At 41.7% G+C, this 252-nt stretch carries 1 rRNA gene; it reads right to left on the reverse strand.

The annotated features are described in order from the left end of the window. Window positions 1–113 (reverse strand): 5S ribosomal RNA (rrf, locus tag AN944_RS21210); the annotation flags it as partial. Window positions 114–252 lie beyond the last annotated feature (139 nt).

Genomic DNA, 252 nt, shown 5'->3' on the forward strand with positions numbered 1-252 from the left:
TGGCGATGACCTACTTTCACATGGGGAGACCCCACACTATCATCGGCGCGATTGCGTTTCACTACTGAGTTCGGGATGGGATCAGGTGGGACCACAATGCTATTGTCACCAAGCAAATTCGGGTGTTAATCGCTTATCGCAATTAACTAAATTCGGAAAGCTGTTTGAGTTTTCTACTTTATTAAGCGCTTTATATTCTTCACTAAGTCTTACCTTCAACAGTAAGTAATAAATCTAGTTACCATCAACTCA

This window comes from Shewanella sp. P1-14-1, from assembly GCF_001401775.1.
GTDB lineage: Bacteria > Pseudomonadota > Gammaproteobacteria > Enterobacterales > Shewanellaceae > Shewanella > Shewanella japonica.